The following is a 25,633-nucleotide window of genomic DNA, read 5'->3' on the forward strand; positions in this document are numbered from 1 at the left end:
GGGGAGAGGCGGACGACTCCCAGGTCCACCCGACCAGACCCAATTCGGTGGTAGCGCCCTGATTCGTCAGACCCCGGCAGGTGGTGCGGTGCTCGATCGGATCACCAGTTCCGTTCCGAGTTCCACGCGCGGGGAGTCCGGGCGTTGGTTGCGGGCCAGTTCGAGGACGGTGCGGACGGCCAGCTTGCCCATGTCGGCGAGGGGCTGGCGGACGGTCGTCAGCGGCGGAGCCGACCAGCGGACCTCCGGAAGGTCGTCGAAACCCACCAGGCTCATGTCCTCCGGCACCCTCAGCCCACGCCTGCGCAGCGCCTCGATCGCGCCGAGGGCCATCTGGTCGCTGGCCGCGAACACGGCGGTCGGCGGCTCGGGCAGGTCGAGGAGCTTCTCGCAGCCCGCGAAGCCGGACTCCGGGTGGAAGTCGCCGGGCACGACCAGAGCCTCGTCGAAGGTGAGCCCGGCGCCTTCGAGGGCGGCGCGGTAGCCGTCGAGGCGGGCCCGCGAGCAGAGCAGCCGCGGCGGCCCGGCGATCAGGCCGATCCTGCGATGCCCGAGGGACAGCAGGTGTTCGGTGGCGGCGAGCCCTCCCGCCCAGTTGGCCGCCCCGATGGTGGGGGCGTCCAGCGCGGGGGAGCCGGCCGGGTCGACGACCACCAACGGGACGCCGAGCACGCGCAGTTCGTCGTGGAGGACCATGTCAAGCGCCGAGGTGACCAGGATGACCCCGTCGGAGGCGCGGGCCCGCAGGTTGCGCATCCACTCGCGTGCGTCGCCGGAGCGGCCGTGGATCGCGGAGACCACGGTGCCGACGCCCTCCGTGTGGGCGACCTCCTCGACACCACGGATGATTTCCACGGCCCAGGGGCTGTCGAGGTCGTTGAAGACCAGGTCGAGCAGGGCGGCGCGGGTGCCGGGGGCCGCGGGGCGCTTGCGGTAGCCGTACTGCTGGAGCAGTTCCTCGACCCGCGCGCGGGTGTGCGGGGACACGTCCGACCGGCCGTTGACCACGCGGGAAACCGTCGGCACCGAGACCCCGGCCTGCCGGGCGATCTCCGTGATGGTGACTCTGCCCCGGGGCACGGCGTCGGCCTCGCCTGCTGTCACTTGCCCACCTCCGCGTCGGAGCCTCGAGAACGTCGGGCTCGAAACTTCCAGGAGTCTTCCGGAAACGTGGGCCCATACACAAGGCGTCACAGGGAGTGATCGCCGATGGACATGCGTCGGGGCCGGTGCGCAGACAGTCGCTGCGAGCCGGCCCCTCGAGGTCCCCGGGCGGTACGGCGGCCGCCGCCCGGTCGTGCTCAGGCGGCGGTGGCTGCCGCGACTGGGCGGTGCGGGGCGATGACCCGACCGTCGGGCAGGAGCTCACCGGTGTCCTCGAAGAGCAGAACGCCGTTGCACAGCAGGCTCCAGCCCTGTTCCGGGTGGTGCGCCACGAGGCGGGCGGATTCCCGGTCGGCGGAGTCGGCGGTGGGACACGGTGGCTGGTGCTGGCACATTGGTGGGATCTTTCGCTGTGTTGTGGTCATGACGTCCCCCGTTGCGATAACTCAGTCGGAACCCAGTGTTGCCCTACGGGCGTCAATCCGCAGGGATTTCGCATCACCACTTCTTCACAGGTTGGAGACGCATCACCCGGTCGGACGGTTCAGCCCAACTGCACTGTCCCTTCGGGTGGTTCGAGGGGGCCGGAAAGGGCTAGCCCACCTGGAGCCGGTCCCGCAATCGGCTCGTCCGAGCAATTGCCTGCTCGTACGAGCAAATGGCTTCCGGGTGATCCCTGGGGATTGCGTAACGACCTTAATGGCGCACGAAACGGAGTCGTACCCCGCTACCCGGAATTCGGGGCGCGGGGTACGAGCATGGCGGGCGGGGTGTCAGGCGGGTGAGCCGAGCAGCGGGGCCGGAGTCACCCGATGGGTCAGTACCGGCAGCAGTTCGGCGGCCCGGTGCGGGCGGTGCGCGGCGATACCGGGCGGGGCCGGTGCCAGCGGGACGAGCAGGTCGGTGGCGGCGAGGCGGCCCGTGCCGGCGTCCGCCGCGCAGTCGCCGTGCAGCCACAGCGCGAGCATGTACAGACCCGGAATCGACAGCAGGCGCGGCTGGTAGGGCTGCTGCATCACCTCGGCCTGGCGCAGCGCGCGCTCGGTGGACGCGATGTAGGGCCCCTCGAAGAAGTGCGAGAACGCCCAGCCGTCCGGGGTCAGCATGGTCTCGGCCGCGGCCACCGAGCGTTCGCCGCAGCGGATCAGGAACCGCCATCCGGCCAGCCTCGTGCCGGTTCCGTCCAGGATGTGCACGGGCAGCGGGAGCTCGGGTGTGACGGGTCCCTGCGCGCGCAACAGGGAAGGAGTCCGGGCCTCGCGGACCGCGGTGGGCGAGGCGAGTGCGGTGAGGACGGAGCGAAGTGCTGGTGCGGGAGCCGGAGGGACATGCAGCGGCATGGTGGGTCGCCTCTCATTCGACAGGCACGGTGGCGCGAGGGCGGGGGCGGACGACGCTGTCAGCTCAAGGGGTCAGAGAGGCGGGGGCCGGGGTCCGGTGACGCAGGTGCGGGTGAGGCTGCCGGACGTCACCTGACGGCAGGATCCAGGACCGCGGGTGCCAACCCTCTGCCTTGTTCGCGGAGTTTATACGACGTGTGTTCAGTCGATGTTTCGTCTAGCCGGTTCCGCTGTATCGGGCAAGGACTCATTCGGTCGGCGATACGCGGGAATCATCCCGATACCGCGGCTACTTCGCGCCGGTGACCTCGGGGAATGTTCGGGAAGCGGTCGGCCAATTCTCGTCGGCGTTTTTCACGAGTTCTTCGGGGCACTCGAAACTGCTGGCAGCCCCATGCCGAGTGAATGTGCCACCGGTCACATCCGACAGCGTAGCGGGTTCGGGGCCGCGCCGGGACGTTATCGATCGTTCCGGCTGGGCATTATCCCACCTGACGCATGACGCAACGAGGAGGGACCCTTCATGGGGGAGAAGGTCGTGGCAGGCCAGTTCGACCTGTCCGATCGCCAGCGCTACCGCGACAAGCTCCGCAGGTGCCTGACGGGGCTGGAGCGGCTTCTGGCGGAGCAGCGGTTCGATCGCCCCAAGAACCTGATGGGTCTGGAGATCGAATTGAATCTGGTCGGCGCCGACGGTATGCCGAAAATGCTGAATGGAGAGGTGCTGGAACGCATCGCAAGCCGAGATTTCCAAACAGAACTCGCCATGTTCAACCTGGAAGTCAACATAGCCCCACACCGGCTGGGCGGGCGGGTATTCGACCAGCTCGCGGAGGAACTCCGTACCTCACTGGCATATGCCGACCGTAAAGCGGGCGAGCTCGACGCGGGAATCGTCATGATCGGCATCCTGCCGACCCTGGACCGGGACGACCTGGTCTCCTCCAACCTGTCCGACGTCGACCGCTACACGCTGCTCAACGACCAGATCGTGGCCGCCCGCGGTGAGGACTTCGTCCTCGACATCGACGGGGTGGAACGCCTCACCTGCACCTCGAAGTCCATCGCCCCGGAGGCCGCCTGCACCTCCGTGCAACTGCACCTCCAGGTCACCCCCGGGCGCTTCGCCGACGTGTGGAACGCGGCGCAGGCGGTGGCCGGCGTGCAGATCGCCGTCGGCGCCAACTCGCCCTTCCTGTTCGGCCGCGAGCTGTGGCGCGAGTCCCGGCCGCCCCTCTTCCAGCAGTCGACGGACACCCGCCCTCCGGAACTCCAGACCCAGGGGGTGCGGCCGCGCACCTGGTTCGGGGAGCGGTGGATCTCCTCGGCGTACGACCTCTTCGAGGAGAACCTGCGCTACTTCCCGGCCCTGCTGCCGATCTGCGACGACGAGGACCCGCTGAAGGTGCTCGACGAGGGCGGCGTGCCCTCGCTCGCCGAACTCGTCCTGCACAACGGCACGGTGTACCGCTGGAACCGGCCCGTCTACGACATCGCCGACGGCGTCCCGCACCTGCGCGTCGAGAACCGTGTGCTGCCCGCAGGACCCACCATCACCGACGTCATCGCCAACGCGGCCTTCTACTACGGCCTCGTCCGCGCCCTCGCCGAGGAGCCGCGGCCGGTGTGGACCCGGATGCCGTTCGAGGCGGCCGCGGCCAACTTCGACGCGGCCTGCCGGCACGGCATCGACGCGCGCATGACCTGGCCCCGGCGCGGCCGGTACGGCGGCACTGTCGAGGTCGACGCGGTGACCCTCGTACGGGACGAACTGCTGCCGCTGGCCGAGGCGGGGCTCGCGGCGTGGGGCGTCGAGGCCGCCGACCGGGACCTGTATCTCGGGGTGATCGAGGAGCGGTGCCGGCGCCGGGCCAACGGGGCCTCCTGGCAGGCGGCGACGTTCCACCGGGCCCGGGAGGCGGGAATGTCGCGGGACGCGGCGCTGGCGGCCACGACGCGGCGGTACGGCGAGCTGATGCGCACGGGAGAGCCGGTGCACACCTGGCCGGTGGGGCTGCCGGAGCCGGCGCCGCTGGGGTGAGGGGCGTCGCCGGGCGTGAGGTCAGCCGCCGCTGCCGCCCTGGGCGCCCGCGGCCACGATCGCCTTCAGGATCACCGTGTGGATCTGGGCCGGGTCGTTGACCTGCTGGCCGGAGCCGCCGGTGGCCTCGGCAAGCTGTTCGGCCTCCGCGCGGTCGGCGTCGGGGCCCACCGCGATCACGATCAGGGGGACCGGGCGGGCGGGGCTGGAGAGCTTCTCCAGTTCGGAGATCAACGCCCCGCGCGAGATGCTGCCGGGGTCCTGGTTGACCCCGTCGGTCAGCACCACCAGCGCGTTGAACTTCCCCTTGGCGTAGGAGGAGGTGGCCGCCTTGTACGCGGCGAGCGTGGTGTCGTACAGCCCCGTGGCGCCGCCCGGCACCGGCTCCAGGCCGCCGAACGCGGCCGACAGCCGCTCCCGTTGGGTGGTGCCCGCGGCCGTGCTGTCGCCCAGCCGGTCCGTCGGCACGAGGATCTTGTAGTCCTTGTCGCCGTCCAGCTCGGTGGAGAACTCCCACAGGCCGATCTCGTCCTCCTGGGTGAAGGTGGCGAGAGCCTGGAGGAGGGAGGCCCTGGTGACGTCCATCCGGGAGCGGCCGGTGCCCGGCACCGCCTCCGACATGGAGGCGGAGGCGTCCACGACCGTGGTGATCCGCGCGCTCTGGACGGTGATCGTCCAGGTGCCGAGGGCCTCCTGGAGCGCTGTCGCGGAGGCGGGCTCACCGGCCGCCGCCGCGTACGGCTGCGGCGCCCGGCCGCCCGCCTTCGCGACCAGTGAGGCCGACACCTGGTCGTCGGAGGTCCTGAACCCCCGGTCCGTCAGCAGCTGTTCCTGCTCGGGCCTGCGCAGGTACGTCATGAAGCGGATCGCCGCCCGGCTCTCGTCCGTGCTCAGCCGTGTCTCGTCGACCAGCGCGTACGGGTAGTCCAGCCGCGGTGAGCCGTCCTTGGGGTAGAAGAAGTCCAGGTCGTCCCCGGACTCCGCCGAGGAGTTGTGCGCGAAGGCCGCCTGCTCGGACACGACCAGCGCCTGGTTGCGCTTGGGATTGCCCTGCTCGGTGCCCGAGGAGTCCCGCGGCAGCGTCTCCACGAGCTGGCCGTCGCTGTCGGAGATGCGCTGCGAGAGCGACTTCATCATCGCCGCGGCCTGCGTCGCCCCGCCCTTGACCTGTCCCGCCGCACTGCTGAGCCGGGTCAGGGCGAGCAGCCCGGACGCGCTGCGCGCGGGATCGGCGGCGCCCAGCTTCAGGGAGTCGTCCCGCAGGGTGGCACCCGCCAGTTCGAGCCAGCCGTACGTCTTCTGCGGCCAGCCCAGCGACTTCGCGGCGGCCGGCACCATCGCCATCCCGACCGGACTGGAGGCCACGTTGCCCACGCGGGCCACCTTCGTCGCGCCCGCGTCCGCGGAGAGCTGCTCCAGCCACACGTCCGAGTCCGGCACCCACACCTGCGCCCCGGGGTCCTTGCCGGCCCCGAGCGTGTCCCTGACCTTGTACGACTCACGCGCGGTCACCGAGATGTCGAGGCAGCGCCCGTCGGAGGTGAGGTTCTCGTCGTGGGCCCGCTCGGCCGCGGCGCGCAGTACGGGGGCCACGTCGGGGGAGGCGGCGACCTCGATCCGTACCGCCTCCTCCCGGCAGGAGGAGCCGAAGGAGAGCAGACCGCCCTGGACGGCGGCGGCCGTACCGCCGGCGACGGTCAGGACGAGCACGGTCGCGACGGCCACGGTGCGGCGGCGGGTGCGTGGACGGGGGTCGCTGCCGCCCGCCCCATACTGATCGGGCAAGCTGTGACGTCCCATGACGGTGGTGCCCTCCCCTGATCCTCGTGCCGGCACAGCCTTGGCGGCAGGAGGGAGGGAGGCACGCCCCCGTACGGCGTCCGTCCCCCCGACGGCCTTGCGCACGATCTTCGTAACTTCTTTCGAAGGACCCTAGCGGGGCGGGGATACGGATGAGGCTGGATTACTCAACTGGAGGCAGGTGTGCAGGCGGAGGAAGGGGCAGTGGCCGATTCTTTTCCGCAGATGGCGCTCTCACGGAAGTTCTTCCGTGACGAGACGCTGCTCGTTCTGGGGCTTTCGCTCGGTGCGAGCGGTGTGTCCGCGCTGATTAGTTTTGTCGGATCGGTCACGAAACCAGGGGGTCTCAAGGACCAGGCAGCCACCCTCAACGCCTCGGCCGCGCCCGGCCGTCCCTGGCTGGATCTCGCCTGGCAGCTCTTCGGGATCGCGTCGGCCCTGGTGCCCGTGCTGCTCGTCGCGCACCTCCTGCTGCGCGAGGGGCAGAGCCTCAGAACCCTCGGCTTCGACCGCACCCGGCCCGGCCCCGACCTCGCCCGCGGAGCCGGGATCGCGGCCGTGATCGGCAGCACCGGAATCGCCTTCTACCTGGCCGCACGCGGCCTGGGCTTCAACCTCACCGTGGTGCCCGAGGCGTTGCCCGACGTGTGGTGGAAGTACCCCGTGCTGATCCTCTCGGCGATGCAGAACGCGATCCTCGAAGAGGTGATCGTCGTCGGCTATCTGCTGCGCCGGCTGAACCAGCTGGGCTGGACTCCGGGCACCGCCCTGGTGGCCAGTTCCGTACTGCGCGGCAGCTACCACCTGTACCAGGGCATCGGCGGCTTCCTCGGCAACATGGTCATGGGCGTGGTGTTCGTCTACTTGTACCGGCGGTGGGGCCGAGTGGGCCCCCTGGTGGTGGCGCATTCCCTGCTGGACATCGGGGCGTTCGTGGGCTACGCGCTGCTCGCGGGCAAGGTGGGCTGGCTGCCCACGGCGTAAAGCCCCTGGGGCGTGAAGCCCTTGGTCAGACGAGCAGCTCGCCCTCGATGACCGTGACCGCGCGGCCCGTCAGCAGCGTGCGTTCGCCGCGCAGCCCGGTGCGGACCCGGCCGGAGCGGGGCGAGGTCTGCAGTCCGGTGAGATCCGTACGGCCGAGACGCTCTGCCCAGTAGGGCGCCAGGGCGGTGTGGGCGCTGCCGGTGACCGGGTCCTCGTCGATGCCGACGTTCGGGAAGAAGCAGCGGGAGACGAAGTCGTGGCCCAGGTCCGGGTTCTCGGCGCGGGCGGTGGCGATGATCCCCCGCTCCGAGCAGGCGCCCAGGGCCTTGAGGTCGGGGCGCAGGGCATGGACGGTCTTCTCGTCGGCCAGTTCGACCAGCAGGTCACCGATGTTCGGACCGGTGTCGAAGGCGGTCAGCGGCTCGGCTCCCAGCGCCTCGGCGAGTCGCTCGGGAAGCGCGACCGGCGTCAGTGGGGCGGTCGGGAAGTCCAGGGTGATCGAACCGTCCTCGCCGGGCATGGCGACGAGGACACCGCTGCGGGTCGCGAACCGCACCGGGCCCCGGTGGGCGCCGGTGCCGTGCAGCACGTGGGCCGTGGCGAGCGTGGCGTGCCCGCACATGTTCACCTCGGTGGCGGGCGTGAACCACCGCAGCGCCCAGTCGGCCTCGCCGCCCGCGGGGAGCCGGTGGGCGAAGGCCGTCTCGGCGTGGTTGATCTCCAGGGCGATGTTCTGGAGCCGGTCGTCGTCCAGGAACGCGTCGTCCAGGAGCAGGACCCCTGCCGGGTTGCCGGCGAAGGGGCGGTCGGTGAAGGCGTCGACGATTCGGATGCGCATGCGCCGACGGTACGGCGCGCTCTCGCGGCCGGGACAAGGCCAATCGGAGGTCGCTGGACCGATTTCCCCCCTCTGGGTGTGATCTGGGTCACAGCCTGTCACAGGGTCCGCCCGCCCGGTGTCTTGAGGCCGAACCCCTTGAGACGGAGGAGACACCATGAGCACCGAAGTCCTCGTGATCGGCGGCGGATACGCGGGCGTCATGGCGGCCAACCGCCTGACCCTGCGCGCCGACGTGACGGTGACCCTGATCAACCCGCGCCCGGACTTCGTCGAGCGGATCCGGCTGCACCAGCTGGTCGGCGGCTCCCACGACGCGGTGGTCCCGTACCGCAAGGTCCTCGCCGAGCGGGTGCGCCTGGTCGTCGGCACCGTGACCGGGATCGACTCGGCCGGGCGCGGCGTGACGCTGACGACCGGGGACACGCTCGGCTACGACTACCTGGTCTACGCCGTGGGCAGCGGCAGCGCCGACCCGGACGTGCCCGGGGCGGCCGAGTTCGCCCACCCGATCGCCACGCTGGAGGACGCGCGGCGACTGCGGCCCGTCGTCGACGCCGTGCCCACGACGGCACCGGTGACGGTGGTGGGGGCCGGCCCGGCCGGTATCGAGACCGCCGCCGAACTGGCGGAGGAAGGGCGCGCGGTGACCCTGGTCTGCGGTGGCGTCCTCGGCCCGTACCTGCACCCGCGGGGCCGGCTCTCGGTCGCGCGGCGCCTGGCCCGGCTCGGGGTGACCGTCCTCGAAGGCCCGGGCGCCAGGGTGACGGCCGTGACCCGCGACGCCGTACGGCTCGACGACGGTCGCGAGCTGCCGAGCGAGGTGACCGTCTGGACCGCCGGATTCGGTGTGCCCGACCTTGCCGCGCGCAGCGGGCTGAGCACCGACGCCCTCGGGCGCCTGCGCACCGACGAGACCCTGACCAGCGTGGACGACGAGCGCATCGTCGCGGCCGGCGACTCGGCCGCGCCGTCGGACCTGCCGTACCGGATGGGCTGCCAGTCCGCGGTACAGCTGGGCCCGCAGGCCGCGCAGACCGTGCTCAGCCGGATCGCGGGCGAGCGGCCCGCGACCGTCGACGTGGGGTTCGCCGGTCAGTGCATCAGCCTGGGCCGACGCGTCGGGATCTTCCAGTTCGCGCGCAAGGACGACACCGCCATCAGCCTCTACCTCGGCGGCTTCCTGGGTGCCAGGCTCAAGGAGATCGTCTGCCGGAGCACCGTCTGGCAGCTCGGCTACGAGGCGCGCAAGCCCGGTGTGCGCACCTGGTGGGCCAAGGACGCCAAGCGCCGGGAGAAGCTGACCGCGGAGAAACTGACCGAGGCGCCGGTCACCGCCGAACAGGCGGCCTAGGCCGCGCGCTGCGACGGGGGAGGGACCCACACATGAGCGAGCGCACCACCGACCCGGCGACCGAGACGTTCGTCGCCCACCGCAACCTGCTGTTCACGGTCGCCTACGAGATGCTCGGGTCGGCGGCCGACGCCGAGGACGTCCTCCAGGAGACCTGGCTGCGGTGGATCAAGGTCGACCTCGGGCAGGTCCAGGACCGGCGCGCCTACCTGGTCCGCATCACAACCCGGCAGGCCCTCAACCGGCTGCGCACCATGACCCGCCGCAAGGAGGCGTACGTAGGACCCTGGCTGCCCGAGCCGCTGCTCACCGCACCGGACGTGGCCGAGGACGTGGAGCTGTCCGAGAGCCTGTCGATGGCGCTGATGTGCGTCCTGGAGACCCTGTCGCCGACCGAGCGTGCCGTGTTCGTACTGCGGGAGGTCTTCGACGTCGACTACGACGAGATCGCGGCCGCCGTGGAGAAGAGCTCCGACGCGGTGCGCCAGATCGCCCACCGCGCCCGCCGGCACGTTGACGCCCGGCGGCCCCGCAGGACGGCGTCGGTCGGTGAGGCGCGGGCGGCCGTGGCGTCCTTCCGGCGGGCGCTGGAGACCGGGGACCTCCAGGGGCTGCTCGACGTGCTCGCCCCCGATGTCGTGCTGGTCAGCGACGGCGGCGGCGTCAAGCAGGCCGCGCTGCGTCCGATCGTCAGCGCCGACAAGGTGGCCCGCTTCATCGCGGGTGGAATCGCCAAGTACACCGTCACCCTCACCGGCGAGGCCACCGAGGTCAACGGCAGCCCGGCGCTCGTCCTGCGGGTGAACGGCGAGATCGACGGTGTCCTCGCGGTCCGTGTCGAGGACGGCCGTATCAGCGGCCTGTACTACGTCCGCAATCCGCAGAAGCTGACCCGCGTCGCGTCGGAGACCCCGCTGACGCTTCGGTCGGCGCCGACAGCGGAGTGAGACTCCGCCCATTGCGCTCCTGGCGGCGAGCATCCATCATCAGGATTCCTGTTATTTTAATCTTGCAGCGATGGGTGCTCAGTTATGCCGTTCAGCCCCGGAATCAAGGCCAGGGGGATCCAGCTCCTGCTCGGCCGCATGATGTCCCGTGTACACAAGGACCTGCGCTTCACCGACATCCCGGCGCGCACCGAGACCCTCCGCGTGGAGACCGGTGCCGGACCGGTGACCTGCACCGTCTACCGCCCGCCGGCCACCCCCGCCACCCCCGCCCCCGTGTACGTCAACTTCCACGGCGGCGGGTTCGTGGTCGCCCGCCCCGAGCAGGACGACCACATCTGCCGCTACATCGCCGCCACGGCAGGCTGCGTCGTCATCAACGTCGACTACGCGGTCGCGCCGCAGCGGCCGTACCCCGCACCGGTCACCCAGGCCTACGACGTCACCGCCTGGGTCGCCGAGAACGGCGCCGCGAACGGCTGGGACGGTTCACGGCTCGCCGTGGGCGGACACAGCGCCGGGGCCAACCTGACCGCCGCGGTGTGCCGCCTGGCCAGGGAGCGCGGCGCCTTCTCGCCCCGGCTCCAGATCATCGACTCGGCACCGCTGGACCAGGTCGCCGACCCGGCCACCAAGCGGTCCCTCGTGGCCAAGCCGCTGCTCACCCCGCAGCTCATGAGGATCTTCACCGCCGCTTATGTCCCCGACCTCGCCGACCTCGCCCACCCCCTCGTCTCGCCTGCCCTCGCCGACGATCTCGCCGGGCTCCCTCCCGCCCTGGTCGTCACCGCGGAGAACGACCGCCTGCGCGACGAGGGGGACGCATACGCCAAGGCCCTGGAGGCCGCCGGGGTCCCGGTCACCCACCGCGTCTTCGAGGGGGTCGACCATTACTTCACCCACACCGGCCCGGTGGCGGCCGGAAAGGAAGCCATCGACCTGATGGCCGGCACGCTGCGCGACGCCCTGAGGTGACGTTCCGCCCCGACGAAGTCAGTCCCTCGGCAGGGAGCGCGCAAGCTCGCGGGTGTGTCGTGCCTGGGCGGCGGACGGACGCCGCGCCGCCCACAGGCTAGTGAATCTGGAGCGTTGTTCCTCCTGTGAGTGAGCGGACCAGCCGCAGGAGGTCACGGCGTTCGGCCGCCGGGAGACGCGCCGTCGAGCGAGGACGAAGAGGTCGATGGTGTGGAAGCCCAGTGCGGGCGCCAGCCGCCGGAGCGCACCGCACGGACCTCGCCTTCGCCCAGCCCGGCACGGTCGGCCAGGTCCTGCCGGCCGAGGCCTCCGTGGTTCAGCCCGCAGGCTGGTCACGCCGACCCGGCCATGCCCGGCCTCTCGACCTGTTGCGACAACTCGGTCGACGCAAGCCCCCCGGGCTCGTAGCCTCTCGCTGTGATCGACACGACCGAGGCCGACGGCGCTTTCCAGAACCGGTGTGAGCACGCGGCGCGCACTCTCGCGCCGTGCGTCGGCCATGTCATCCACCGCATCGCGTTCGACGCCTTCCCCGAGGCCGGCTCACTGGAGATCACTCTCCGCGCGGGACCGCACAAGCCCGACATCGTGGTCTCGCTCGCCGGCGTGCGCTACGTCTCGGTCGCGAAGGACTCCGGCCTCGAGGGCTTCGTCGACGAGATCTCCCTGGTCCACCTGCCGCGGACACCGCGCCCCTGGCCCGCCGAAACCGCCGACATGGTCGGTCGCTTCGGCGGATTGCCCGAGCTCGCATGGCTGAGGATCGTCGGTCCCGTCGAGGTGGACGTCGTCGCGTCGATCGTCACCGTCTACTCGGCCATGAGCGACGACGAGGCCGCCGCGGACCGGACCGCCTGAGGGGTCGGGCGAACCGGGCCGGATCGGTGGAGACCGGGCACGGACCGTTGTGGTGCGTCACGCCCGACCTGCGCATTCTGCGGGGTACCACTTCCAACGTCCAGGCCGGTCAGTTCAGCAGGGCAGCCGTGAACGTCTCGCGGTGGTCCACCAGCCACTTCTGCATGCGGTCCCAGCGTTCCCATCCATCACGCTCGGCCAACGCCCGGAGATAGACGGGGTCTCCGTCGGCCACGCGACGGGTGACGAAGGCCCGGCAGACCTCCGTGGCCTGCTCGATGACACCGGGCAACTCGGCGCGGTCCCCCGCCGAGAGGCCGTAGCCGTCCGCAAGAATCCGCAGCCGTGCGGCCGCATCCAGCCCGGAGGGATAGAGCGCGGCCGCGGACCCGGGATCGAGCATGGGCACCCAATAGCGGGCGGTCATGGCGATGTCCCAGAGGGCACGGCCCGGGGCGGCCAAGTCGAAATCGATCAGGGCCGCGGCACGACCGTCGCAGAAGACGACGTTCTCCGGGCACACATCGTTGTGGCACAACATGGTTCCCCCCTCCGGGTCGGCAAGGTCGCGAGGCCACTCGGCACGGGTGTCGACCGCGACGGCCGCGCTGGTCTCATGCAGACGCCGCAGCAGGCTCCCCACCGATTCGAGGGCAGAACTCGTCATCGCCCAGTCCGGGAACGGCGGCAGAGCCACGTCGCCGGGGATGAAGGCCAGCTGCTCACGGCCGTCCGCGGTGAGACCGACAGGGGCCGGCGCCGCGTCGAAGCCGTGCTCCTTCAGCGCGAGGAGATAGGCGTGCAGGGCACGCGCGTTGCGCGGTGCCGGTCGCTCCACCAACTCCCCCCGGCGGAAGACCGCCCCCGCGTTCGCCATGCCGCCGACCAGCGCCTCGCCTTCAGCCGTCATGAGGATCACGCTATCGCCGGATCGATTCCGCGGGCCGGGTCCTCCGCTTTCAAGCACACGACGGAACGCGCGACGCGGAAGCCCACGATCCACGTCGTGGCCAGCGAGAACGGGGAGCACGTCACTCCGTCCGCGTCGACATGGAAAGTCGGATGGCCCACTCGATGTCTTCGGCCTCGGCACGGAAGTGGTACACGGGCGTGAGGCCGGCGCGCCGGGAGAGGGCGTTGCAGAACCGCGCCGCGTCCCACCAGGAGACGCCTTGTCCTGTCTCAGCGAAGTTAGTCGTCTGCGTGGCGCTGACCTGCGTGGACTGGATTGGGTGAGACGCGTGGACTCGGTTCGTTGAGACAGACTGCATCTGTCCGTCTCATGTGACCTCAGTTGATCGGGTTCGCCTGAGACGACGTCGATGGAGTGTCGCCGTGCCGCATCCGCCGACGCCGCTGGTTAATTCCCAGGTCAGCAGCTTGCTTCGACTGACAGGATCGGCGCCATGTCGATGGATGCGTTGGTGGTCCGAGCCCGTGGGCTCTGGGAAGACCTGGCCCAGGTGCCGGTGTCGTTCGCCCCGCAGGGCGGTGTGAACGTGGTGGTCTCCCCTCGGTCAGGGCTGTGCCCGGTGGGCTGGGTCGGAGTGGTAGCTCTGGGCGGATCAGCGATTGTGACCGCGCCGAGTGACAGTGCCGCCGTGATCGTTCGTGGCGCATTCGGGAGACTGCCGGTTGAGGCCGTCGTGGATAGCGCTTTGGTCCGGAAGGCCCTTCCGGTGGCTCGGGTGCTCGGGCCAGCGGCGCTGTCATATGTGTCCCCAGGCAGTTTCCGGCCGGTGGAAGCTGGCGCGTTGCCGGTGGAGCAACTGTCAGCGGCTCACCCGGATTTGCGGATACTGGAGCAGGTGGCTGGTCATGAGGACGCTGGTGAGGCTGCTCTGGACGAGATCACGTCGCCCGCGTTCGTGGTTCGCGAGCATGGCCAGGTTGTTGCTGCTGCGGGATATCTGGCCTGGCCGAGGCGGACGGCCCATATCAGCGTACTGACGGCGCCAGAAGCGCGAGGGCGAGGTCTGGCACGAGTGACGGGCTCAGCTGCGGTCGCTCACGCCTTTGCCGCCGGGCTGCTGCCGCAGTGGCGCGCGCGTCCTCCCGCCTCCCGGCGTGTTGCGGCCGCATTGGGCTTCGAGGAACTGGGCTCGCAACTCAGCATCGAGATCGCTTGAGAGGGGCGGTGCCGTGGGGCTCGGTGGGGATCAGTAACGGTAGTAGGGGTGGAACGGGCTCCACCGTGTTTCGGCGTCGGTTTCATTCGGCTGGCGTGGTGGCGGGATGGTTTCGCGGGGGAAGAACGCGTCGTAGATCGTCGGACTTCGGTGGAAGGCGACGAACTTGTGGATGGAGAAATGCTGCTCAACCCACTGGATCAGAGGGTCCGTGCGCTCCTTGGGGACGTAGCCGAGAAGGATGTTGCGGGCGGTGATCTGCTCGACGAGCCAGGCGACGTGGCCGGTGGCGACAGCGCGGCGTTCCCACTCCCGGCCGGCGAGAAGTCCGGCGAGCGTCACGACTTGAGGGTGGAAGACCATCGTGAGCGTCAGGTCGGGAGAGGGGAGGTTCCCGGTGCCGTCGGTGAGGATGTGGCGTGCAGTGTCGAGCAGATCGAACGGGTCAGCGGACTGCTGCAGCCAGGCGAAGTACATCTTTCGCGCATCCGGATAGGCGTTGCGAACCCAGCGGCGGCCGTGGCGGGCCACCAGATTTCGGTGGTGTCTCTGAGCTCGTAGCGTGTCAGGGAGCCTGCTGACGTCGACTTGCTCGTCGGCGTTGGCGATGCCGTTACCGATCCAGAGGCGGTGGCGGAGACAGACGTTGCGGTCATGAGTGGTCCAGCAGGTCACGGTCATGGTGATGCCTGCGGCGTGGGTGCAACGGCGGCAGGCGGGGCGCTGGATGGCGGTGTGCAGGGTTGAGCGCGGACGGCCGATGGTGCCGGGCATGTCGGTGGCGTTGGCGTCGAGGAATTCAGGCAGGGCCAATTCCAGGGCGCGTTGGCGGACTCCGGCCGCGACGGCGAGAGGCTCAAGGAGCGCGCTGGCCGGAGTCTTCCTGGTGCGGCGGATCGCCAAGAGGGGCAGCAACTGGTCGGCGGGAAGGTGGTTGGCTGCGGCGAGCCTGTGGAGGAAGGAGTCCAGGGTCTCGTTGTGAAAGGGGGGAACGGTGCGCGGAAGCGGCTGTCGCGGCGGCACTAATCGTCGCGTTCCCGCAGACGGCGGAGGTCGGGGAGGGCTCTGAGGCGTTCACGGTGGGCCGCTGCGCGGCAAAGACGGGAACACCACACCGGCTGGCACCGACTTCCGCGTGAGGAGCCTGTCTTCTGCTGCAGATCCTGCCCGCAGTGTCCGCACTGCCCCCTGGCCCACCGGGCTTCATAGGAGGCTTGCCTGCAAGGTTCGGAACACCAGCGAAAAGGGCGGTTGCGTTCGACGACGGTGCCGCAGCGGGCGCAGGGTGCTCTATGGACGGTGTGCCGGCGGGCGCCTTGGGGCGAGAGCGGGACGCGCTTGCGGCGGGCGATCACGCGGCAGCGGTCGGAACACCATCGTGCGGGTCGGCCCTTGACCCTCCGGGAGCGTAGGGGCTGGAAGCAGTTGCCGCATCGCGTGTCGATCAGCGCTTGTTGCAGATCAGCAAGGGGACGTCCCGTGACCGCGGCCACCTTCTCGACGAGGGGCGGGCCGACGGAGCCCACCGCGCAGAGGTGGGAGCGCAGATCAGCGGGCGGGAGATGGTTGGCGTGCGCCAGGCGCCGGATATAGGAGTCGACGGTGTCGTCGTCGGCCGGGCGAACGTAGATCGGCAGGCGGGGAGGAGGGATATCGATCATCGCTGCCTGGTGGGCTTTCGAACGGGACGAACGGATTCCGCAGCGTGATCCAGGGGGATGGCGTCGAGGCCTTCCTTGGTGACGCGCTCGGTGCCGTTGAGGATCGCGTCGATCGCGGCGCCCCGGATGGCGTGGGACAGGGCTCCGATCATCCCGTCGGTGCGGTTGTGCAGGTAGCGGTCCAGTTTGACCAGGCTGCGCGGTGGATGGTCGTGCAGGATCAGCGTCTCTTCCATGGTCGCGATCAGCCCTTTCCATTCGTCGCCGTAGGGGAACGGGCCGGTGGGGACGAGGGTGAAACGGCCCGCGATCTGAGCGCCTCGCGTCCCGACCAGCAGTTCACTGGTCTCCAAGCCGATCCCCGCATAGACGAAGGTGGCGGGGATCCGCTCGGAGAAGTACTTCAAGGTGTCGGAGACCTCGGCGCCGGCCTGGGTCCTCTGCGAGATGTTGTGGATCTCGTCGACGACCACAAGGCCGGTGCGGGTGTCGGTGCAGACACCCACCACGGCCTCGATGATGTCGGTCATGTTCGACCGGGGACGGACCGGAAGTCCTAGGAACCGGGCGAACTCCGCCGAGACCATGCGGGCAGTCGCGGCAGGCGGAACCGTGATGTAGAGAACCGGAATTCGGTCGCCGACCGTCGGGTGACGGGCCCGGTCGAGAAGTTCGTGAGCGCGACCGAGTTGAGCGATGGCGCTGGTCTTGCCTGTGCCTGGAAGGCCCGAGACCATTAGCCCGCGGCGGGCGCTGATCGCGTGCCGGTTCAGCAGGACCAGGCGACGGCCGCAGATCCGCGTCTTCTCGACGAATGACGTGGAGACCGTGAGCATCCGGGCGTGATGGTCGAGGCGGTCCTCGTCGTAAAGGTCCCGCTCGGTTGGTGACAGATGCCGCAGTTCATCCGCGGACAGCCGGGCCGGGGGCGGAGGCGGGCCGTCGATGAACTTCCGCCAGCCGGCCAGAGTGGTCAGCTGCCGGTTCGCCTCGGCGTCGGCCTCCTGCACTGTCGTGGGCCCGGCCGCTGGGCAGGAAAGGGTCATGGTCGCCTCCAAGGGTTGGCGAGCGGGTCGAACAGGCCCAGCGGGATGACATCGGCGAGCTCGGTGTCCGACTCGTCGTTGTGTTCGGGCTCGGTGACGGGCGGATCGAGGACCGGCCGGTCGGTCGTGGTGGCCCGGGTGCGAGCGGCGACGCGGCGGTCGCGCTTCGAGCGCTTGGTCCGACGGTCCTGTTCCGCAGCGGGACCGTCGTGGGCCCGCCGCAGCAGGGCCGCGGCCGCATCGGCGATCTCTTCCTCGGTGCCGCCGGGGACCTGGGCGCGAGCGTGGTCCCAGGCGAGCTCGCCGAAGGGGACTCCGACGCGGCGCAGATGCTTCCAGAACACGGTGATCCACCGATCGGCGCGGGAGTCGCGTACCCAGATCCGGGAGATGTCGTAGGGGTCGTAGTGGACCTCCCACAGACCCTTCTTCGTCGTCACCCCGGAGCGCTGGCGGCGCAGCGGGTTCAACTCGGGGCTGTCATAGGTGCGGTGCTTGATGCGGATCCCGTAGGCGTTGATCGCCTGCCAGCGCTCCGGCAGCAACTCGACGTAGTCCTCCCCGCTGAGCGGCACGGGCACGTATCCGCAGGACTCGAGCAGCGTGGCGTACTTCTCGTTCGGCGAGAACGCCCGTGCCGGTGAGTCCGGGTCGCGCAGAGAGTCGTGGGGCCTGGCCTGCCAGACGGCGATGATCCATTCGTCGAGGAGGTTCTGAAGTTCGGGCAGCGACCACAGCGGTCCTTCTTCCAGGCCACGGCCGCGGCGGTCTGTCGTCGAGCCGGTGTATCCCGCGACGAACTGGGCGAACAGCGTGGCAACAGAGCCCAGGGACTTCTCGATCGTGCCCTTGTCGGTCGGCGTCGCCTTGTGCGCCGGCTGCAGGTTGATGCCCAAATAGCGGCAGGACGCGCGGAAGGCGTGCGAGATGAAGACGCTGCCGTGGTCGCAGACGATCGTCTCCGGCACGATCACCGGGCGGGCGGCCGCGTGTTCCAGGCGCTTGTCGATGCTCAGCAGCCGCCGGTGCGGCAACGCTGACCGGGACATCCGCAAGGCTTCCGCCCAGCCAGGACGCATCGGCTCAGGGGTAACACTGCGAGCCAGCAGCGCGGAGGCGTCCGCGGCCTTCGTGGAGGGACGCAGCACCGCTGCGGTGATCGACCTGGTGGCGATGTCGACCATGGCCGTCAACTCGACCTTCTCGGCGACGCCGTCATCCAGCCGCACCAGCACGTCCATCGGCGTGGAATCGATCTGCATCAGCTCGCCGGGCGCGCTGGCCGGCACTTCGCCGAACGGCCCGGACGGCCGTGCTCCGACGGAGCGGCGGGTGCGGGCCGACCCGTTGGCGTGGGTGCCGACGGCGAGCCTGTCGAACAGCCGGTAGAGCGTGGCCCGTGACGGCAGCTCAACCTCGGCGGTCTCCTCCCGATCGGAAAGGATCTGCTGGGTCCGCCAGATGATGAAACCGATGGTCCTCGATGACGCGTCGGCGGTCTCCGTGATTGCCTGTCGCATTGCGTCCACCACGGCCGACTCGACCTGGCCGAAGGCCTGCATCCGCTTGGCCGACCGGCCGTCCGCTAGCCCGACCAGCCCATCCCGCTGGTAGCGCTGGCGCCGCTGTTTGATGCCGCTGGCTGACACCTGGTGCCCAGCCGCAGTCAGCTCGGCCGCCTTGGCCCGCTCGCGCTGGGCCAGCGAATGCCGTTTCGGATCGAACCCTGGCCGCGGCCTGGTCCCTTCCGGAGCATCGGGCGGCAGACCGTGCAAGACCTCCAGGATGTGCCTCTCCCACCAGCAGGCCTGTTCAGCGGCGGCCTCTGGGAACTCCGCGATCCGGGACGTCGGCGGCACCCGCCTCTTCCCGGTCACCGGTCAACTCCGTCGGTCAAGTGCACGATCGTGTGCGGTCCCAGCAACTCGGCCGCCATGTCCTCGGCGCTCAGCTCCTGAAGCCAGAGGAGGTGGAACAGCACGGGCAGCGTCGCCAGCCGGTCCCCGGCGGCTTCTGCCCCCACCATGAGAGGTCCCGGGGCTGCGAAGACCTCCCGGAGCCGGGCAGCCGCCGGGGGGTGCAGACACCGTGGATGCCGGTAGCGCGACAGCCACCGGACATTCGCGAGCAGCACCGCGTCCGGCACCCCCAGCCGCTCGAACCTCCACCCGGCCTGGGCGCAGAGCAGACGCGTCACCTCGAACGCCTCGGCGTCCTTCGGCTCGATCCGATCGTCCGCACGAACATCGACGACCACCGCCGAGCCGTCCGCGCGGCGCACGAAGTAATCCGGGGCGTGCCGACGCTCCCGCTCACCGTCATGCCAGTGCAGCCAGAACGGCTGCGAGCCGATCCCCACCACGCTCGGATCGAAGTCCATCAGCAGCAGCCGGTCCCGCTCCAACCACGACTCAAAGCCGACGTGCCGTCCGGTCGTCGCCGACCAGTACCAGCCCGGGAAGTGACGCTCACCGCGCGACCAGCGAAACGTACGCACGGGATCGACATCCTCGAACCGGCCCGTCACACAGTCCCGTAGCGGACGCCGACGACGCTCGTGCACCGCGTCGACGTACGACAACTCGATACACCGCCCTGCCTGATCCACCCCAGCCGGTACAGCCATCCAGCACCCCCAACGCGCTCAACCGCGCGACTAGGTTCGCTGAGACAGAAGCCCGAACGACTCGGTTCGTTGAGAAAACGACTCGATTGAGTGAGACAGGACAACGCCTTCCCGCAAGAAGGGTCTTGCCATGCGATCGGTTCCGATATATCGTTGAAGCATCGCGACAGATCAACGATGGATGGAGTGATTGAGATGCGTTCCCACGGATTCGAGCGTGGACATGGTGGAGCCGGTCGTCGGGGCCGTGGTGGTCCCGAGAGCTTGCGGGGTGCCTTCGGGCCCTTCGGGCCGGGCGGCCCCGGTGGCCCCGGCTTCGGAGGGCCGGGCTTCGGCCCCGGGCCCTGGGGGCCGAGGGGTCGGGGCGGACCCAGGGGGAGGGCGCGGCGCGGTGACGTGCGCGCCTCGATCCTGGCCCTGCTCAAGGACCGGCCCATGCACGGTTACGAGATGATCCAGGAGATCGCCGAGCGCAGTGGCGGGGCGTGGAAGCCCAGCCCCGGTTCGGTGTACCCCACCCTCCAGTTGCTGGAGGACGAGGGGCTGATTGCCAGTGAGACCGAGGGCGGCAAGAAGCTGTTCTCGCTCACCGAGGCCGGCCGTACCGCGGCCGGCGAGGGCCCCGACGCGCCCTGGGAGGAAGCCTCCCGCGGCATCGACTTCGAGGCGCTCGGCGAGATCCGGCAGGCCGGCTTCGGTCTGATGGAGGCCTTCGGCCAGGTCTGGAAGACCGGCAGCAAGGAACAGCGAGACAAGGCGGTGGCCGTCATCAACGAGGCCCGCAAGAAGCTGTACCTCATCCTCGCCGACGAGGACTGATCACAGGCGTACGGCGGCGACAGGCGCCCCGGGAGGAGACTCCCGGGGCGCCTTCCTGCGCGCCGCCGTCAGGACACCAGCCCGGCCAGCTTGCGCAGCGACTCGTTCAGCGCGGCGGTCCCCGAGTCCTTCAGCTTGCCCGCCATCAGGGAGACGGCGGCGCCCGTGAACTCGCCGTCGATGCGGACCGTCGTGGCGTCCCCGTCGGGAGTCAGGGTGTAACGCGTGGCCACACTCACCGCCATCGGGCCCTTGCCCCGGATGGCGAACAGCCGGGCCGGCTCCACCTGGTCGATGGTCCACTCGACCTCGGCCGGGAAGCCCATCAGCTTCATGTTCTCCTGGAAGGTCCCGCCCGGTTCCAGGACCGTCGGGCCGCCGTTGGGGAAACTGGTGTGGGTCGCGTTCCACTCCCCGTACGCGGACCAGTCGGTGAGCTGGGCCCAGACCTTCTCCGCGGGTGCCGGGATGCGTGCCTCCGCGCTGATTTCCGCCATGCGGCCACCTCTTCGTGTCGGGCTGTGGTGTCGCGGAAAGTAGCCGCCGGGGGCGCAACATTCAATACTGATGAACCGTCAGAAAGCGGGGATGTGGGGAGGTGTGCTCACCCCACCTGACGTGTGCTCACCCCACCTGCCGTATCACCGCCGCGTCGAACAGGTCCCGCGCGCGCGGGTACGCGCTCTCGTCGTGACAGTGCCAGGCCTCCCAGAACAGGTCGGCGAGCAGCGCGTCCTCCGGGGCGTACACCCGGTACACGTACTGTCTGCCGTCCACGGCCGGCAATGCCACCAGCCAACTCCTGCTCTCCACTCCTGTGTGGGACGAACGGCGTCGTACGGCGGTTGCGCGAGGGGCGCACGGCAAGGCGGCGCACGCCCACCGGGGCGGAACGGCGTGATCTCATCCGTAAGGAGGAGATCCCGGCCCCGGCGTCCGCTCTCCGTGGGACGCGAAGATGCTTCCCCTCGGGGATGCCCGGATTCGGTGGGACTGATGGGATGGGGGATGTGCACCCCCGTATCCCCCGGCAGTCGGCCCGCGAGCAGAGCGGCCCGCCGCCGGTCCGCCCGGACGGCGATGTCAGGCTCAGCGCGGAACTGGCAGCGGTGGTGTCCGGTGCCCGCAGGCGCGCGCTGAGGGACGGGGACCGGCAGATCGACACGGCCCATCTGCTGCACTCGCTGCTGGACGCCGACGCCGAGGCGTACGCCGTCCTCGACGCGGAACCCCAGCTGCCGCGGCTCCTCGGATATCTCGTGCAGCGCAGCATCGGCTACGGACTGCGCTGGCAGGGCACCGTCGAGGACTCCGGCGCGGTCCCCGTGGTGCCGGTGGCCGAGGGTTTCTCACCGCTCGCCGCGGGCGCGATGGAGTACGCCTGCGCCCGGGCCGAGCACCGCGCCGATGGGCCCGCCCGCGGGATCGACCTGCTCGCGGCGATTCTGGTGGACCCCGAGTCGCGGGCCGTCGAGGTGCTGACCCGTGCGGGAATCGACGCCCTGGCCGTGTCGGCGCGGATCGACGACCGTCTGCGCGGGGGGCTGTGGGGCGGCCCCCCGCGGTCCAGCCGATGAGACAGGAGTCAACGGGGGTGACGCTCATGTCGTGCCCTGTCATCATGGGCCGGTGCATACGTCTGAGAGCAGCAGGGCCGGTGGCGGCAAGGGAGTCGGTCCCGGTGACGGCAAGGGCGTCGGACTCGGTCTCGCGCTGGTGTCCGCGCTCGCCTTCGGCGGATCCGGGGTCGCGGCCAAGCCGTTGATCGAGGCGGGCCTCGATCCGCTCCACGTGGTGTGGCTGCGGGTGGCCGGCGCCGCCCTGGTGATGCTGCCGCTCGCCGTCCGCCACCGCGCGCTGCTGCGCAGCCGTCCCGCCCTGCTCGCCGGTTTCGGGCTGCTCGGCGTGGCGGGCGTCCAGGCCTTCTACTTCGCCTCGATCTCCCGCATCCCGGTCGGTGTCGCCCTGCTCGTCGAGTACCTCGCCCCGGCCCTGGTGCTCGGCTGGGTGCGGTTCGTGCAGCGAAGGCCGGTCACCCGCGCCGCCGCGCTCGGCGTGGTCCTCGCGGTGGGCGGGCTCGCCTGTGTCGTCGAGGTCTGGTCGGGCCTGAGCTTCGACGCCCTCGGACTGCTCCTCGCCCTCGGCGCCGCCTGCTGCCAGGTCGGCTACTTCGTCCTGTCCGACCAGGGCAGCGAATCCGGGGACCAGGCTCCCGACCCGCTCGGAGTGATCGCCTACGGCCTGCTCGTCGGCACCGTCGTCCTGACCGCCGTGGCCCGCCCCTGGACCATGGACTTCTCCGTCCTCGCACAGCGCGCCGACATGAACGGCACCCCGGTCGCGGCCGGGCTGCTGCTCGGCTGGATCGTGCTGATCGCCACCGTCCTCGCCTATGTCACCGGCGTGGTCTCGGTACGCAGGCTGTCACCGGCCATAGCCGGGGTCGTGGCCTGCCTCGAAGCGGTCGTCGCGACCGTCCTCGCCTGGGTGCTGCTCGGCGAGCACCTCTCGGCCCCGCAGATCGTGGGCGGCGCGGTCGTCCTGCTGGGCGCCTTCATCGCACAGTCCTCGACCCCGGCCAAGGGGTCCGCGGAGCCGGTCGCCGCCGGCGGCGCCGAAAGTCGGTTGTCCGCCCGGGAGAACGCCGCCTAGGCTCCCGCATCATGCATACGCGCACGCTGATCGTCTCTCCTCCGGCCGCCTGAGGCGGGCCCTCCGGAGACCATGCCCGGCCTGTCGCCGGGCCGGACGGTGCTGCCCGCAGACGAAGTCCGCGGACCCCGCCCACGAGCGGGCGTCCTCTTCCGAACTTCCGCGCCTCGGCGCGACTGCGGAGAGAACACGTGTCGCATGCTTCCTCAGGCCTGCCCGTCGGGCGAGGCCTCCTCTATCTGATCGTCGCCGGCACCACCTGGGGCACCGCGGGAGCGGTCGCCTCCCTGGTGTACCGGGCCAGTGACCTGGGCCCGGTGGCCCTGTCCTTCTGGCGCTGCGCGGCCGGGCTGATGGTCCTGCTCGCGGTCCGTCTCGTACGGCCACGCGCGCGTACGGCCGTCCCGGAACCGCTCGGTCGCAGGGCCCTGCGGGTCGGCGCGTCCGGCATCGCGCTCGCGGTGTTCCAGACCGCCTACTTCGCCGCCGTACGGTCCACCGGGCTCGCCGTGGCCACGGTCGTCACCCTCGGCGCTGGGCCCGTCCTCGTCGCGCTCGGGGCCCGCCTCGTCCTCGGGGAGCGGCTCGGGCGCGGCGGAACCGTCGCCGTCACCGGAGCACTCGCCGGACTCGGTGTGCTGACGCTGGGCGGTGCGGACGCGTCGGTGCGCCCCCTGGGTGTGCTGCTCGGGCTGCTCTCGGCGGCGGGCTGCTGTGTGATGACCCTGATCACGCGTGCCGCCGGGGCGGAGTCCTCCGGAACGTCCGTGGCGGTGTTCGCGGTCACCAGCCTGTGTCTGCTGCCCCTCGCACTGGCCGAGGGACTGCTCCCGCACACGGCCCGACCCGCCCTGCTCCTGGGTCTGTTGGCCTACCTGGCGACCGTCCCGACGGCTCTGGCCTACGGCCTCTACTTCGCGGCCGCAGCGGTCGTCCGCTCCACCACCGTCTCCGTGATCATGCTGCTCGAACCGGTGAGCGCGGCGGGGCTGGCCGTTGTGCTGTTCGGGGAGCGCCTCACCCCGGCCGTCCTCCTCGGCACCCTGCTGATGCTGGGCGCGGTCGCGGGGCTCGCGGTGACGGAGACGCGTGTGCCCGCCTGACGGGCGCAGGGGCCCTTCTCCGAGAAGGGCCCCTGAGGTCACGCGCCTTGCCGCCGCAACAGATGCTGGCGTGCCGCCGCGTCGCCGGGACCGCCCCGGTCCGCCAGCCCGTCCGCGATCCGGTCCCGCACCTCCGCGGTCCGCTTCCCGGCGTACTTGAACTTCGCCCGCACACCGGTCACTTCGAGCCGCAGTCCGCGAATCCCCGACAGCATCCGCCCGTACGGCACCTCACCCACCGCCACCCGCGCGGAGCCGCCCTCCGGCTGGAAGTGGCCGACCTGCTGGTTCAGGAGCGCGGCTTTGTCGGCCGGGTCGTCCACCACGTGGGCCCGGCACCGCAGTTGGACCGCCGCGTAGAAGCTCGTGGGCGTGCCGTGCTCGGACGGGCCGTCCGGGTCGGCCTGCCACGGGCCCGGGACGTACGCGTAGTCGTCGACCACGCTCAGCAGGCAGTCCGGACTCGCCTCCAGCGCACCCCACAGCGGGTTGGGCCGCGCGAGGTGGGTCAGCGCCTCGGCCCGCGCGGGGTCGTAGACGAAGTGCAGCGGCTGCACGAACGGCGGCTCGCCCGCGGGGCCGTTGACGGCGAGCTGCCCGAAGTCGTGGACGGCGAGCCACTGCTGCCATTCGGCGTCGTCACGGGCCGCGTCCCAGGGGTGGATCAGCATCACAGCACCGCGAGGTAGTCCGGGACCTCGGTGCCGGGGTCCAGGTGCCCGTCGGCGACCGGGGTGCCGTAGCCCTTGCGCAGCGGGACCACGCCGGCCCAGTGGGGGAGGGCGAGGTCCTCGGGCTCGTCGTTGACACCGCCGGTGCGGAGCTTCGCCGAGACCTCGTCGAGGTCGAGGCGGATGACGGCGGTGGCCGCCAGTTCCTTCTTGTTGGCGGGGCGGGAGTCGAGGGCCCGCCCGGGGACCACGTGGTCGACCAGCGCGTCGAGGGCGAGGCGCTTCTCCTCGGGGTCCGTGACGTCGTACGCGAGTCCGTGCACCACCACGGACCGGTAGTTGATCGAGTGGTGGAAGGCCGAGCGGGCCAGGATCAGCGCGTCGACATGGGTGACCGTCAGGCACACCGGCAGCCCGGGGTCCGCCTGGCCGGTCATCCGCAGCGGGCGCGAACCGGTCGAGCCGTGGACGTAGAGCCGCTCGCCCACCCGGCCGTACAGCGTGGGCAGCACCACGGGGGCGCCGTCCCGGACGAAGCCGAGGTGGCAGACGTAGCCCTCGTCGAGTATCGAGTGCACCAGTTCCCTGTCGTACGAGGCCCGGTCGGGGGAGCGCGTCGGGACGGTGCGGTCGGTCGGCGCGTACGCGGTCGGCTCCGGCGTGGTCGCGGTGGTCCCCTGCATTG

Annotated in this window: 25 protein-coding genes; 11 read left to right on the forward strand and 14 right to left on the reverse strand. The window is 70.6% G+C overall.

Going from position 1 to position 25,633, the window contains the following annotated elements; translation table 11 throughout:
• Positions 1–66: 66 nt before the first annotated feature.
• From D1369_RS34595 to D1369_RS34605, 3 genes are all read right to left on the reverse strand, one after another.
• Positions 67–1,104, reverse strand: coding sequence for a LacI family DNA-binding transcriptional regulator (locus tag D1369_RS34595; protein ID WP_118082812.1), 1,038 nt, complete (start codon positions 1,102–1,104; stop codon positions 67–69).
• 197 nt (positions 1,105–1,301) lie between these two features.
• A complete protein-coding gene (locus D1369_RS34600; protein ID WP_007380568.1) occupies positions 1,302–1,499 on the reverse strand; it encodes a DUF5999 family protein in 198 nt (65 codons plus the stop codon).
• A 378-nt stretch (positions 1,500–1,877) separates the two neighbouring features.
• Entirely contained in the window at positions 1,878–2,444 is a 567-nt protein-coding gene (locus D1369_RS34605) for a hypothetical protein (RefSeq protein WP_037899239.1), read from the reverse strand.
• 523 nt (positions 2,445–2,967) lie between these two features.
• Between D1369_RS34605 and D1369_RS34610 the strand changes: the two genes are divergently transcribed.
• On the forward strand, positions 2,968–4,485 hold the full coding sequence (locus tag D1369_RS34610; protein WP_118082813.1) for a glutamate-cysteine ligase family protein: 1,518 nt from the start codon (positions 2,968–2,970) through the stop codon (positions 4,483–4,485).
• A gap of 21 nt (positions 4,486–4,506) precedes the next feature.
• Here D1369_RS34610 and D1369_RS34615 read toward each other — a convergent pair whose 3' ends face one another.
• Positions 4,507–6,285: a substrate-binding and VWA domain-containing protein gene (locus D1369_RS34615; protein ID WP_007380565.1), complete on the reverse strand. Its 1,779-nt coding sequence runs from the start codon at positions 6,283–6,285 to the stop codon at positions 4,507–4,509.
• A gap of 183 nt (positions 6,286–6,468) precedes the next feature.
• On the opposite strand from D1369_RS34615, the gene D1369_RS34620 reads away from it, so the two are divergent.
• The gene (locus tag D1369_RS34620) at positions 6,469–7,269 is read left to right on the forward strand and encodes a type II CAAX endopeptidase family protein (RefSeq protein ID WP_007380564.1); all 801 of its coding nucleotides are present in this window, start codon (positions 6,469–6,471) and stop codon (positions 7,267–7,269) included.
• Positions 7,270–7,294: 25 nt separating this feature from the next.
• Here D1369_RS34620 and D1369_RS34625 read toward each other — a convergent pair whose 3' ends face one another.
• A complete protein-coding gene (locus D1369_RS34625; protein WP_007380563.1) occupies positions 7,295–8,107 on the reverse strand; it encodes a PhzF family phenazine biosynthesis protein in 813 nt (270 codons plus the stop codon).
• A 157-nt stretch (positions 8,108–8,264) separates the two neighbouring features.
• Between D1369_RS34625 and D1369_RS34630 the strand changes: the two genes are divergently transcribed.
• The 4 genes from D1369_RS34630 to D1369_RS34645 all read left to right on the forward strand — a co-directional run bounded on the left by D1369_RS34630 (position 8,265) and on the right by D1369_RS34645 (position 12,241).
• Positions 8,265–9,461 (forward strand): FAD-dependent oxidoreductase, encoded by a 1,197-nt coding sequence (locus D1369_RS34630; protein ID WP_007380562.1) that lies wholly within the window; start codon positions 8,265–8,267, stop codon positions 9,459–9,461.
• Positions 9,462–9,493: 32 nt separating this feature from the next.
• On the forward strand, positions 9,494–10,408 hold the full coding sequence (locus tag D1369_RS34635; protein WP_007380561.1) for an RNA polymerase sigma-70 factor: 915 nt from the start codon (positions 9,494–9,496) through the stop codon (positions 10,406–10,408).
• 84 nt (positions 10,409–10,492) lie between these two features.
• A complete protein-coding gene (locus tag D1369_RS34640; protein WP_007380560.1) occupies positions 10,493–11,383 on the forward strand; it encodes an alpha/beta hydrolase in 891 nt (296 codons plus the stop codon).
• A 417-nt stretch (positions 11,384–11,800) separates the two neighbouring features.
• Positions 11,801–12,241 carry a hypothetical protein gene (locus D1369_RS34645; RefSeq protein ID WP_007380559.1) on the forward strand — a complete coding sequence of 147 codons (441 nt, stop codon included), beginning with the start codon at positions 11,801–11,803 and terminating at the stop codon, positions 12,239–12,241.
• 109 nt (positions 12,242–12,350) lie between these two features.
• On the opposite strand, the gene D1369_RS34650 is transcribed toward D1369_RS34645, so the two are convergent.
• Positions 12,351–13,151 (reverse strand): phosphotransferase, encoded by an 801-nt coding sequence (locus D1369_RS34650; RefSeq protein ID WP_007380558.1) that lies wholly within the window; start codon positions 13,149–13,151, stop codon positions 12,351–12,353.
• A 496-nt stretch (positions 13,152–13,647) separates the two neighbouring features.
• Here D1369_RS34650 and D1369_RS34660 point away from each other — a divergent pair, with 496 nt between their 5' ends.
• The gene (locus D1369_RS34660; RefSeq protein ID WP_007380557.1) at positions 13,648–14,370 is read left to right on the forward strand and encodes a GNAT family N-acetyltransferase; all 723 of its coding nucleotides are present in this window, start codon (positions 13,648–13,650) and stop codon (positions 14,368–14,370) included.
• Positions 14,371–14,400: 30 nt separating this feature from the next.
• Here the strand turns inward: D1369_RS34660 and D1369_RS34665 are convergent, their stop codons facing one another.
• From D1369_RS34665 to D1369_RS34680, 4 genes are all read right to left on the reverse strand, one after another.
• Complete coding sequence (locus tag D1369_RS34665) at positions 14,401–15,393, reverse strand: TniQ family protein (protein ID WP_007380556.1); 993 nt, start codon at positions 15,391–15,393, stop codon at positions 14,401–14,403.
• 634 nt (positions 15,394–16,027) lie between these two features.
• A complete protein-coding gene (locus D1369_RS34670; RefSeq protein ID WP_037899233.1) occupies positions 16,028–17,077 on the reverse strand; it encodes a TniB family NTP-binding protein in 1,050 nt (349 codons plus the stop codon).
• On the reverse strand, positions 17,074–18,597 hold the full coding sequence (locus D1369_RS34675) for a Mu transposase C-terminal domain-containing protein (protein ID WP_106433587.1): 1,524 nt from the start codon (positions 18,595–18,597) through the stop codon (positions 17,074–17,076). Before D1369_RS34675 ends, D1369_RS34670 begins: the two co-directional genes overlap by 4 nt.
• Positions 18,598–18,950: 353 nt before the next feature.
• A complete protein-coding gene (locus D1369_RS34680; protein ID WP_007380553.1) occupies positions 18,951–19,703 on the reverse strand; it encodes a TnsA-like heteromeric transposase endonuclease subunit in 753 nt (250 codons plus the stop codon).
• Between the two features lie 195 nt (positions 19,704–19,898).
• On the opposite strand from D1369_RS34680, the gene D1369_RS34685 reads away from it, so the two are divergent.
• Positions 19,899–20,522 carry a PadR family transcriptional regulator gene (locus tag D1369_RS34685; RefSeq protein WP_082319365.1) on the forward strand — a complete coding sequence of 208 codons (624 nt, stop codon included), beginning with the start codon at positions 19,899–19,901 and terminating at the stop codon, positions 20,520–20,522.
• Between the two features lie 68 nt (positions 20,523–20,590).
• Here the strand turns inward: D1369_RS34685 and D1369_RS34690 are convergent, their stop codons facing one another.
• Together D1369_RS34690 and D1369_RS43180 are read right to left on the reverse strand one after the other, a co-directional pair.
• Positions 20,591–21,019, reverse strand: a complete 429-nt coding sequence (locus D1369_RS34690) for an SRPBCC family protein (RefSeq protein ID WP_007380551.1) — start codon at positions 21,017–21,019, stop codon at positions 20,591–20,593.
• 127 nt (positions 21,020–21,146) lie between these two features.
• Positions 21,147–21,314, reverse strand: coding sequence for a hypothetical protein (locus D1369_RS43180; protein ID WP_007380550.1), 168 nt, complete (start codon positions 21,312–21,314; stop codon positions 21,147–21,149).
• 218 nt (positions 21,315–21,532) lie between these two features.
• Here D1369_RS43180 and D1369_RS34695 point away from each other — a divergent pair, with 218 nt between their 5' ends.
• From D1369_RS34695 to D1369_RS34705, 3 genes are all read left to right on the forward strand, one after another.
• Positions 21,533–22,099 (forward strand): Clp protease N-terminal domain-containing protein, encoded by a 567-nt coding sequence (locus tag D1369_RS34695; protein ID WP_037903117.1) that lies wholly within the window; start codon positions 21,533–21,535, stop codon positions 22,097–22,099.
• Between the two features lie 52 nt (positions 22,100–22,151).
• A complete protein-coding gene (locus tag D1369_RS34700; RefSeq protein ID WP_007380548.1) occupies positions 22,152–23,174 on the forward strand; it encodes an EamA family transporter in 1,023 nt (340 codons plus the stop codon).
• 191 nt (positions 23,175–23,365) lie between these two features.
• Positions 23,366–24,277 carry a DMT family transporter gene (locus D1369_RS34705; protein WP_037899230.1) on the forward strand — a complete coding sequence of 304 codons (912 nt, stop codon included), beginning with the start codon at positions 23,366–23,368 and terminating at the stop codon, positions 24,275–24,277.
• Positions 24,278–24,315: 38 nt separating this feature from the next.
• Here the strand turns inward: D1369_RS34705 and D1369_RS34710 are convergent, their stop codons facing one another.
• Both D1369_RS34710 and D1369_RS34715 read right to left on the reverse strand, forming a co-directional pair.
• Positions 24,316–24,948 (reverse strand): FMN-binding negative transcriptional regulator, encoded by a 633-nt coding sequence (locus tag D1369_RS34710; RefSeq protein WP_037899229.1) that lies wholly within the window; start codon positions 24,946–24,948, stop codon positions 24,316–24,318.
• Complete coding sequence (locus D1369_RS34715) at positions 24,948–25,631, reverse strand: pyridoxamine 5'-phosphate oxidase family protein (protein ID WP_007380545.1); 684 nt, start codon at positions 25,629–25,631, stop codon at positions 24,948–24,950. The genes D1369_RS34710 and D1369_RS34715 overlap by 1 nt, the downstream gene beginning before the upstream one ends.
• Positions 25,632–25,633 lie beyond the last annotated feature (2 nt).

Source organism: Streptomyces sp. CC0208 (assembly GCF_003443735.1).
Classification (GTDB): Bacteria; Actinomycetota; Actinomycetes; order Streptomycetales; family Streptomycetaceae; genus Streptomyces; species Streptomyces sviceus.

Bases quoted from the DNA above. Each gene is read 5' to 3' on its own strand.
- D1369_RS34625 (WP_007380563.1), bottom strand. From the start codon at position 8,107: ATGCGCATCCGAATCGTCGACGCCTTCACCGACCGCCCCTTCGCCGGC.
- D1369_RS34675 (WP_106433587.1), bottom strand. From the start codon at position 18,597: ATGCGACAGGCAATCACGGAGACCGCCGACGCGTCATCGAGGACCATC.
- D1369_RS34630 (WP_007380562.1), top strand. From the start codon at position 8,265: ATGAGCACCGAAGTCCTCGTGATCGGCGGCGGATACGCGGGCGTCATG.
- D1369_RS34690 (WP_007380551.1), bottom strand. From the start codon at position 21,019: ATGGCGGAAATCAGCGCGGAGGCACGCATCCCGGCACCCGCGGAGAAG.
- D1369_RS34640 (WP_007380560.1), top strand. From the start codon at position 10,493: ATGCCGTTCAGCCCCGGAATCAAGGCCAGGGGGATCCAGCTCCTGCTC.
- D1369_RS34610 (WP_118082813.1), top strand. From the start codon at position 2,968: ATGGGGGAGAAGGTCGTGGCAGGCCAGTTCGACCTGTCCGATCGCCAG.
- D1369_RS34600 (WP_007380568.1), bottom strand. From the start codon at position 1,499: ATGTGCCAGCACCAGCCACCGTGTCCCACCGCCGACTCCGCCGACCGG.
- D1369_RS34670 (WP_037899233.1), bottom strand. From the start codon at position 17,077: ATGACCCTTTCCTGCCCAGCGGCCGGGCCCACGACAGTGCAGGAGGCC.
- D1369_RS34650 (WP_007380558.1), bottom strand. From the start codon at position 13,151: ATGACGGCTGAAGGCGAGGCGCTGGTCGGCGGCATGGCGAACGCGGGG.
- D1369_RS34635 (WP_007380561.1), top strand. From the start codon at position 9,494: ATGAGCGAGCGCACCACCGACCCGGCGACCGAGACGTTCGTCGCCCAC.
- D1369_RS34685 (WP_082319365.1), top strand. From the start codon at position 19,899: ATGCGTTCCCACGGATTCGAGCGTGGACATGGTGGAGCCGGTCGTCGG.
- D1369_RS34605 (WP_037899239.1), bottom strand. From the start codon at position 2,444: ATGCCGCTGCATGTCCCTCCGGCTCCCGCACCAGCACTTCGCTCCGTC.
- D1369_RS34710 (WP_037899229.1), bottom strand. From the start codon at position 24,948: ATGCTGATCCACCCCTGGGACGCGGCCCGTGACGACGCCGAATGGCAG.
- D1369_RS34715 (WP_007380545.1), bottom strand. From the start codon at position 25,631: ATGCAGGGGACCACCGCGACCACGCCGGAGCCGACCGCGTACGCGCCG.
- D1369_RS34615 (WP_007380565.1), bottom strand. From the start codon at position 6,285: ATGGGACGTCACAGCTTGCCCGATCAGTATGGGGCGGGCGGCAGCGAC.
- D1369_RS34660 (WP_007380557.1), top strand. From the start codon at position 13,648: ATGTCGATGGATGCGTTGGTGGTCCGAGCCCGTGGGCTCTGGGAAGAC.
- D1369_RS34680 (WP_007380553.1), bottom strand. From the start codon at position 19,703: ATGGCTGTACCGGCTGGGGTGGATCAGGCAGGGCGGTGTATCGAGTTG.